General features: G+C 69.7%; 9 protein-coding genes. 1 reads left to right on the top strand and 8 read right to left on the bottom strand.

From position 1 onward, the window contains the following. From RMO04_RS16740 to RMO04_RS16775, 8 genes are all read right to left on the bottom strand, one after another. Positions 1 to 1,355: heme lyase CcmF/NrfE family subunit (locus RMO04_RS16740; RefSeq protein WP_309645904.1), on the bottom strand; the 1,355-nt coding region annotated here is incomplete at its 3' end. Then, positions 1,352 to 1,843, bottom strand: a complete 492-nt coding sequence (gene ccmE / locus RMO04_RS16745; protein ID WP_309645905.1) for a cytochrome c maturation protein CcmE — start codon at positions 1,841 to 1,843, stop codon at positions 1,352 to 1,354. The genes RMO04_RS16740 and ccmE, both read right to left, overlap by 4 nt. Then, a complete protein-coding gene (ccmI, locus tag RMO04_RS16750; RefSeq protein WP_309645906.1) occupies positions 1,840 to 2,922 on the bottom strand; it encodes a c-type cytochrome biogenesis protein CcmI in 1,083 nt (360 codons plus the stop codon). The genes ccmE and ccmI overlap by 4 nt, the downstream gene beginning before the upstream one ends. A 32-nt stretch (positions 2,923 to 2,954) precedes the next feature. Continuing rightward, complete coding sequence (locus RMO04_RS16755) at positions 2,955 to 4,352, bottom strand: hypothetical protein (protein WP_309645907.1); 1,398 nt, start codon at positions 4,350 to 4,352, stop codon at positions 2,955 to 2,957. Between the two features lie 88 nt (positions 4,353 to 4,440). Next, positions 4,441 to 5,829: a sensor histidine kinase gene (locus RMO04_RS16760; protein ID WP_309645908.1), complete on the bottom strand. Its 1,389-nt coding sequence runs from the start codon at positions 5,827 to 5,829 to the stop codon at positions 4,441 to 4,443. Then, positions 5,826 to 6,512 carry a response regulator transcription factor gene (locus RMO04_RS16765; protein WP_309645909.1) on the bottom strand — a complete coding sequence of 229 codons (687 nt, stop codon included), beginning with the start codon at positions 6,510 to 6,512 and terminating at the stop codon, positions 5,826 to 5,828. The genes RMO04_RS16760 and RMO04_RS16765 overlap by 4 nt, the downstream gene beginning before the upstream one ends. A 9-nt stretch (positions 6,513 to 6,521) precedes the next feature. After that, on the bottom strand, positions 6,522 to 6,857 hold the full coding sequence (locus RMO04_RS16770; protein WP_309645910.1) for a hypothetical protein: 336 nt from the start codon (positions 6,855 to 6,857) through the stop codon (positions 6,522 to 6,524). A gap of 88 nt (positions 6,858 to 6,945) precedes the next feature. Next, positions 6,946 to 7,875 carry a J domain-containing protein gene (locus RMO04_RS16775; protein ID WP_309645911.1) on the bottom strand — a complete coding sequence of 310 codons (930 nt, stop codon included), beginning with the start codon at positions 7,873 to 7,875 and terminating at the stop codon, positions 6,946 to 6,948. 144 nt (positions 7,876 to 8,019) lie between these two features. Between RMO04_RS16775 and RMO04_RS16780 the strand changes: the two genes are divergently transcribed. After that, a partial coding sequence (locus RMO04_RS16780; RefSeq protein WP_309645912.1) for a DUF805 domain-containing protein occupies positions 8,020 to 8,264 on the top strand: 245 nt, incomplete at its 3' end.

The following is an 8,264-nucleotide window of genomic DNA, read 5'->3' on the forward strand; positions in this document are numbered from 1 at the left end:
GCCGAGGCGAAGGCCTGGCGCGGGCTGACCAGGACAAAGGCGGCCAGGCCGCAGGCCAGGGCGAGCAAGACGGCGACCCATAGACGCTGCGCGACACCCCGCGCGTCGCCACGCTTCCAGGCCAGCAGCGGTCCGGCCGGCAGCAGGATCGCCAGCGCCGCCATCAGGGGCGTGAAGGTCAGGTTGAAGAACGGCGGGCCGACCGAGATCGCCTCGCCGGTCGCCGCCTCCCGGATCAGCGGATAGAGCGTGCCCAGCAGGACGGTCGCCGTGGCCGCAGCCAGCAGGATGTTGTTGAGCACCAGCGCGCTCTCTCGGCTGACCGGGGCGAACACGCCGCCGGGCTTGAGCGCCGGCGCCCGCCAGGCGAACAGCGCGAAGGCCGACCCGGAGGTCACCGCCAGGATGATCAGCAGCAGCGTTCCCCGCGTCGGGTCGACCGCGAAGGCGTGGACAGAGGTCAGCACACCGGAGCGCACCAGGAACGCGCCCAGCATGGAGAACGTGAAGGCCGCCAACGCCAGGAACACCGTCCAGCCGGCGAGCGCGCCGCGCTTCTCGGTGACGATGGCCGAGTGCAGCAGGGCCGTGGCCACCAGCCAGGGCATGAAGGAGGCGTTCTCCACCGGGTCCCAGAACCACCAGCCGCCCCAGCCCAGCTCGTAGTAGGCCCAGAAGGCGCCCAGGGTGATGCCGACGGTGAGCGCGCTCCAGGCCCCGAGCGTCCATGGCCGCACCCAGCGGGCCCAGGCGGCGTCGACCCGGCCCTCGATCAGGGCGGCCACGGCGAACGAGAACACCACCGAGAGACCGACGTAGCCGAGGTAGAGCATGGGCGGATGGAAGGCGAGCGCGGGGTCCTGCAGCAGCGGATTGAGCGAGCGCCCCTCGGTGGGCGGCGCGGGCAGACGTGCGAACGGATTGGAGGCGAAGACCGTATAGGCCAGGAAGACCACGCCCAGCACGCCTTGCGCGGCCAGGGTCAGTGACTTGAGGCCGGACGGCAGGCCGCGTCCGAGGCCGGCCACCGCGGCGCCGCAGCCCGTCAGGGCCAGGCACCACAGCAGCATCGAGCCCTCATGACTGCCCCAGGTCCCGGCGATCCGGTAGAGCAGCGGCTTGTCGCTGTGGGAGTTGGCCGCGACATTGGCCACTGAGAAGTCTGAGGTCACGAAGGCGTACATCAACGCCATGAAGGCGACGGCAAGGCCCGCGAACCCCGCCAGCGCCGCGCCCTCTCCGGCGCCGGCCAGGACCTGGGAGCGCTTGACCCGCGCCGCGCCCGCCAGCAGCGCCTGGGCGAACGACAACGCCAGCGCCAGCGCCAGGGAGAAGGCCCCGATCTCGACGATCATCGGTCGCCCTTGGCGTAGGCCGGGGGCGCCGCGCCCTCGCCTCGCCACTCGCCCTGTTCCTTCAGCGCCTTGGTGATCTCGCGCGGCATGTACTTCTCATCGTGCTTGGCCAGCACCTGCTTGGCCTCGAAGCCGCCGTCAGCGCGGAAGGCGCCCGTGGCCACGATCCCCTGCCCCTCTCGGAACAGGTCCGGCAGGTCGCCGGAGAAGGCGATGCGGGTGGTGGCGAGCTGATCGGCCACGGTGAACTCAACCCGGCCGTCGGCATGTTTGACCACGCTGCCCTCACGAACGAGCCCGCCCAGCTGGATCGCCCGACCCGGCGGCGGCTTGGCCTCCAGCGCCTGGGACGGGGTGTAGAAATAGGAGATCGAGTCCGACAGCCCCCACAGAGTCAGGCCCGCGGCCAGGGCCAGCACCGGGGCGATCGCCGCAACCAGCATCAGACGCCGCCGCGCCTTGGGCGACTTGGGCAGCCAGCCGCTCATCGCGTCACTCCAGCCATGGGCGGTGTCTTGGCGGCGATATCCAGCGCCTGGAGGATCTCGGGACGGTCGGCGTAGCGCGCGCGCGCCTTGGCCAGGACCGCGTCGCGTTCGGCGTCCTGCCCCAGCACGGCGTGCGACCTCACCAGCCGCACCCAGCCCTCGGGATCTTCCGGCGAGGCGTCCAAGCGCGCGGCGAGGCCGGCGACCATGCCGCGGATCGCCGCCATCTGGTCGGTCGCCACGGCTGGCGTGCCTTGCGCCTCGGCGATTGCGGTCTCTATGGCCGCGCGGCGGGGATCGCCCAGCGGCATCTCGGCGGCCAAGGTCCGCCACTGCGCCAAGCCGCCGGAACGATCACCGGCCGCGATGCGCGCGCGCGCCAGGTGGAATCGGGCGATGGCCGACTTGGGATCGCGCTTCAACGCCTCCTCGAAGGCGCGCCGGGCGTTCGGCGAAACCTCGCCGCCGGCCTCGATCATCAGGACCTCGCCCAGACCTTCCCAGAGATCCACCCGCTGAGGCGCGATCTCGATCGCGCGACGCAGGGCGCGGATGGCGCCGCTGGGGTTGTCGGCGGCGATCTCGGCCTTGGCCAGGAAGCCGTAGGCCTCCGCGTCGGGTCCACGCTCGGCGATGAGGTTCTTGAGCACCGCCGCCATCTGCGGGGCGGTCAGCATGGACGGCTCCAGGGCGCGCCAGGCGGCGATTCGCGTTCGGATCGGCTGGTCGGGCAGGCCCGGCGCGCCGACGGCGAGATAGAGCCCGAGGGCCACCAGGGGCGCGAGCAGGGCCGCGACGAGAACGGGCCGGCGATGGCCCACCTGCGCAGTCCACGGCGCGCTGCTCGCGTCATCCGCCGAGAGTAGGCGTCGCGCCGCTTCGGCATGGGCCACCTGGCGTTCGCCCGGCGCGATGAGACCGCGCTCGGCCAAGTCGTCGATCTCACGGAGTTGACGGCGATAGACCGCGCTCGTCGGGTCAAGCGCCCCGTCGCGTTGAGCCGCGCGTGCGGCGGACTGCAGGATGAGGCCGGCGGCGGCGGCGGAGAGGACGCCCGCGACAACCCAGAAGGCGATCATGCGCCGCGTTTATCTGAAACCGGGGGGTTGTTCTAGACCGGCTTGGCCGGGTCCTCGGCGAAAACCGGCGGCTGAGGTTTCTTGACACCGAAAGCGGTGGCGGCGCGACGGCGCACGATGTCGCCGGCGCGGGGTTCATGGATGGGGGCGGCGAACTCGGCGGCGGCCTGGAGAAAGCGCGCGGCGATCTCCCGGTCGGGGACCTCGTGGTCGCGCACCAGGGAGAGGACCTCCTCGACATAGTTGTCGAGCGTCTCACCGGCGGCCTCCATGACCTTGGCGCGGGTGGAGGCGAAACCGCCATAGTTGGCGCTGGGCCGGATCGCCTCTGCGAAGGCCAGCAGAGTGCGGCAACGATCCACCAGCTTGGCGTCGGGCTCCAGGGTCAGGCGGGGCTCGGTTCGCATGGTGCGCGCCACGCGGACCTTGTGACTGGGCAGGGCCTGGCTCAGCACCTTGTCCAGTTCACGCAGCCGACCTTCGACCACGGCGGCCAGGGTCTGCTTCTGCTTCTGAACCCGAAACCCCCAGCCGCTCTCACGCGACAGCTCGACGGAGTTCTCCATCTCGGCGATCTGCAAGGTCAGGGTCTCGACCGTCGCCGCGGCTAGCAGGCCGCCCGTGACACCGCTGTTCAGGTCGAAATCGGCGACCTTCTTCAGATTGGCGTCGATGGTGTCCATCAGTCGGATGGCGAAAATCGCCAGCTCCGAGGCCGCCAGATAATGTTCGTTCGGCCGGTCCATGACCGCCGAGACCACCCGCAGGATGGTCCAGGGCTCGGCCAGCTGGGCCGAAAGCATTTCAAAGAAGCGCGGTCCTGCGTCCTCGGCCTCGAGGCCGGCGTCCTTGTAGGCCACCCGGGCGGCGGCGGCGTTCTCCTCGGTGAAGCGGCCGATCCACTCTGGCAGCCGCAGCGTCGACTGGCGCACGATCGGGGCGAGCGCCAAGCATGAAAGCAGGTGCTGGGTCCCGCCGGGACGCGCCGGCTCGATGACGCCGATGGCGGCGGCGAAATCGCGCTGCCCGCCCAACCGCAGGCCGTCGGCCGCCATCTGGGTCAGCAGGTCGAAGGGCTCGGTGGAGCTGAAACCCGGCCGATACTCCAGGAGCGCGCGGGCGGCGCTGGCCACCTCGGCCGGCGCCTGGGCCTTCAGCCCGCGCCAGATGAGCGCGAGCGCGGCCTTCGGAAAGGCGATGTGGTTCTGATCGCCGGGATCACCCGCGAAGAGCGGCGCGACAGGCTCCAGCACACGGTTGCGGAGGTTGCGATCGGCGACCTCGGCTTCGACCACGCGCCGAACGCCAGCCAGGGCCGTGTCGCCTGCCGCCGCGGCCAGGGCGTTCTGAAGACCCGTGACCACCTTGTCGGGCGCATGCTCGACGAGGGTGCGGACGATGTCGATCTTGGCGTCGGGCAACCCGGCCATCGTGGGGGAGACTCCAGGCGCGAGTACATTTCGCGCTTGAAGCACTTATGCTTGCCGCCAGTTAAGGCTTTCCGAAAATCCAGCTAATTCAAGCCTCGGCGCGGGGCAGATCCAGCTCAACCAGAAGTCCGCCCAGACGCGCCTGGCCCAGCTTTAGCGAGCCCCCATAGGCCCGTGCCAGCTCGTCGATGATCGAGAGTCCAAGGCCAGAGCCAGGCGCGCTTTCATCCAGCCGCGCCCCGCGGCGGACCACTTCCTCGCGTTCCTCTGGGGTCAGGCCAGGCCCGTCGTCCTCGATAGAAAGCCTGAAACGCTCTGGGGAAATGGCTGCCGTGCGGATGCGAACCTTCGACTTGCACCACTTGCCGGCGTTCTCCATGGCGTTGCCGGCCAGTTCGAGCAGGTCCTGTCGTTCGCCCAGGAAGAAAAGGTCGTCGGGGGCGTCCCAGTCGATCTCGACGCCCTTGTCGAGGAAGATGCGCTCCAGGGTGCGCGACAATTCGTCAAGCACCTCGGCGACCGAAGTGCGCTCGCCCGAACCCTGGGTGCGCGCCGCGGCGCGGGCGCGGCGCAGGTGGTGATCGACCTGCTGGTGCATGGCCTGGGCCTGTTCCTCCACCACGTCGGCGAGGCCGCCCTTGGTTTGACGCGCCTCGGTCAGCATCACCGAAAGCGGGGTCTTCAGCGCATGGGCCAGGTTGCCCACATGGGTGCGCTGGCGCTCGACGACCTCCTGGTTGTGGGCCATCAGCGCATTGAGCTCGTCGGCCAGGGGCGAAAGCTCGCTGGGATAGACCCGCACCACCCGCTCGGCCTTGCCCCGGCGCACGGAGGCCACCTCCCGGCGAAGGGCGAACAGCGGGTTCAAGCCTACCCGAACCTGGATCACCACGGCGGCCACCATGCCGACGCCGAGCAGGATGAAGACCACCGCCGTCGCCGTCATGAATCCGCGCACATCGCGGTCGACCGGGCCGCGGTCCTCGGCGGCCATGAAGATCACCGGAGCGGCGCGGTTGGGCAGCTTGACCTGGGTGGCCATGGCTCGCAGTGGCTGGTTCAACTCGTCGCGGGTGTCGTAGGAGACCGGACGCCCCGGCTGGGCGGCCAGCTGGCCGGCGATGTCGGTGGGCGCCTTCAGCTCGGAGTCCCACAGCGAGCGTGAGCGCACCAGCACATGGACCCCGCCGTTCGGCGTCGGTTCGGCGATCTGCCAGTACTTGCCGGAAAAGGCGCGCAACGCCCGCAGGTCGGTGAGCGCTGGCGCGATCACCTGGCCCCGGTCGTCGATCGAGGTGCCGGCGGTGAGGTTGTCGATCAGTTCGGCCAGCCCCTGATCGAACCGCCGGATAGCCGCCTGCTGGAACAGCAGGGCCAACACAAGGGCGGAGACCAGGAGAACCGCGAGCGTCCAGCCCGCCGCCAGGATGACCAGGCGTCGGACAAGGGAGGGACGGCTCAGGGCCTCAAGGGTCACGTCGCCGAGCCGCCCAGCTCCTCGGCGGGCGCTGTCAGCCGGTAGCCGAGGCCTCGGACGGTCTCGATACGGTCGGCGCCGATCTTCTTGCGCACCCGGCCGATGAACACCTCGATGGTGTTGGAATCGCGGTCGAAGTCCTGGTCGTACAGGTGCTCGACCAGTTCGGTGCGGCTGATCACCCGGCCGTCGTGCATCATCAGATAGTGCAGCAGCCGGTACTCCAGGGAGGTCAGCCGCAAGGGCTCGCCGTTCACCGAGGCGCGCGCGGCGCGGGGATCCAGCCGCAGGCCGCCGATGGAGAGGCTGGGCGCCGCGTGACCGGCCGACCGACGCAGAAGGGCGCGCAGCCGAGCCAGCAACTCCTCGGTATGGAAGGGTTTGGTCAGGTAGTCGTCGGCGCCGGCGTCGAAGCCCGCCACCTTCTCGCTCCAGGCGGCGCGGGCCGTGAGGATGAGCACAGGCGTCGACATGTTCTCGCGCCGCCACCGCTCCAGCACCGAAACGCCGTCCACCTTGGGCAGGCCCAGGTCCAGGATCACCGCGTCATAGGGTTCGGTCTCGCCCAGGAACTGGGCTTCCTCGCCGTCGGGGGCGTGGTCGACCGCGTAACCGGCGTCGCCAAGCGCCGCCTTCAGTTGCCGCGACAGGTCAGGATCGTCCTCGACCAGCAGGATGCGCATGGAAACCCCTTAGCCGCCTTGGCGGGAAAGTATCGCGCCGCTCTGGGCGTCGACGATGAAGATGATGACCCGGCCGTCATTGGTCTGCCATTGGACGAAATAGGCCGAGCGGCCTCCGAATTCGCCCTGGGTGGTATTGAGCTGACGGCCCGGCGTGCGCGAGGCGATCATGGCGATCACCTGGGAAAGCGGCACCTGGCGGCCGCCGCGAACGGCTTCGCGCGCAGTGTCCTGGTCGCCACGCCCGCCGCCGTACGACGGCCGCCCATAGTCCGGCCCAGGCTGAGCGCTCGCCCCGATCGGGGCGGCGGCCAGCAGGGCGGCGATGACAAACAGACGCTTCATGGCGCTAGGTCTACCGCCCGATCACTGAACCAGGGCTGAATGGCCGGTTTATGCCGGGGTTGCGACGGTCTGTCACGCCGCCAACCGCTTATCCCTTGCGGCGCGGCGTGTAGGGCCGTGTCTTTCGCCAGGCTTCGGCGAAGGCTTCCAGCTCCGGGTCGGGCTTGTCCGGCAGGAACAGCACGATGCGCCCCAGCAGGTCGCCGCGCTTGCCGCGCGCGTCCGACAGCCCCCGGCCCTTCAGGCGCAGGGATTGGCCGCTGTTGGCGCCCCTGGGGATGGTGAGCGAGACCGTCCCGTCCGGGGTCGGCGCCTCGACCTTCCCGCCCAGCACGGCGTCGGGGACGCTGACGGGCAGGTCCATGACCAACGCCGATCCCTCACGACGGAAGATCGGGTGGGGCTTGACCGCCAGCTCGATGAAGGCGTCGCCGGGGCCCGCGCGGCCGGGTGAGCCTTGCCCCTTCAGGCGCAGGGTCTGGCCTTCCTCGGCGCCCTTGGGGATGGTCACGTCGATGGTGCGGCCGTCCGAGAAGGCGATGCGCTTCTTCGCGCCGTGAATGGAGTCTTCCAGGTCGATCTCGAGCTTGGCGCGCACGTCCGCGCCCTTCTGCGAGAAGCCGCCGAAGCCGCCGCCGGCGCCGCCGGCGCCGCCCTGCCCGCGCCGGCCCAGGATCTCGCTGAAGAGGTCGCCCAGGTCGCCGCTCTCGGGACCGTCCTGACCGCGCGTGGTGTTCCACTGTCCGCCCGGCTGACCCCAGGGATTGCCGCCGCCGAAGCCACGCGCGGTCTCGCGGCCGTCGGCGTCGATGTCGCCGGCGTCGAACTTCTTGCGCTTCTCGACGTCGCCCAGGATGTCGAAGGCCGCGCTCACCTGCTTGAAGCGCTCCTCGGCGGCCTTGTTGCCCGGATTGGTGTCGGGGTGGTGTTGTTTGGCGAGCTTGCGGAACGCCTTGCGGATCTCATCGGCGGTCGCGCCGCGGGATACGCCAAGCTCCAGATACGGATCGCGCGCCAAGGAAGCAGACCTCATCGACAGTGGGGGAAGGTTGACCGCCTTCAATTAGGCGGTTTGTGGCGGCGCGCAAGTTCTGTTGTGGCATATATATCACATACACTCTACCGAGCGACGCGCTAGGCTGGGCTGTTGCGAGGCGGGCGTATGTACTGGGTCGGGGTGCTATTTTCGTATTGGGGGCGGATCGGACGGCGGACCTTCTGGGGCGCGTCGGCCGGACTGTTCGGGTTTCTGCTCGTCTATCAATACCTGACCGGCGGTCTGATCCTGGAACTGATGGGCTGGGCGTTGTGGAGCTATGTCCAATCGGCCTTGCTCGTCAAACGCCTGCATGACGTCGGGTGGACCGGCCTCTGGGCTGTCGCGCCGGGCGGCGGCCTGTTCGCCGG

It is taken from the genome of Phenylobacterium sp. (genome assembly GCF_031412415.1).
Lineage (GTDB): Bacteria > Pseudomonadota > Alphaproteobacteria > Caulobacterales > Caulobacteraceae > Phenylobacterium.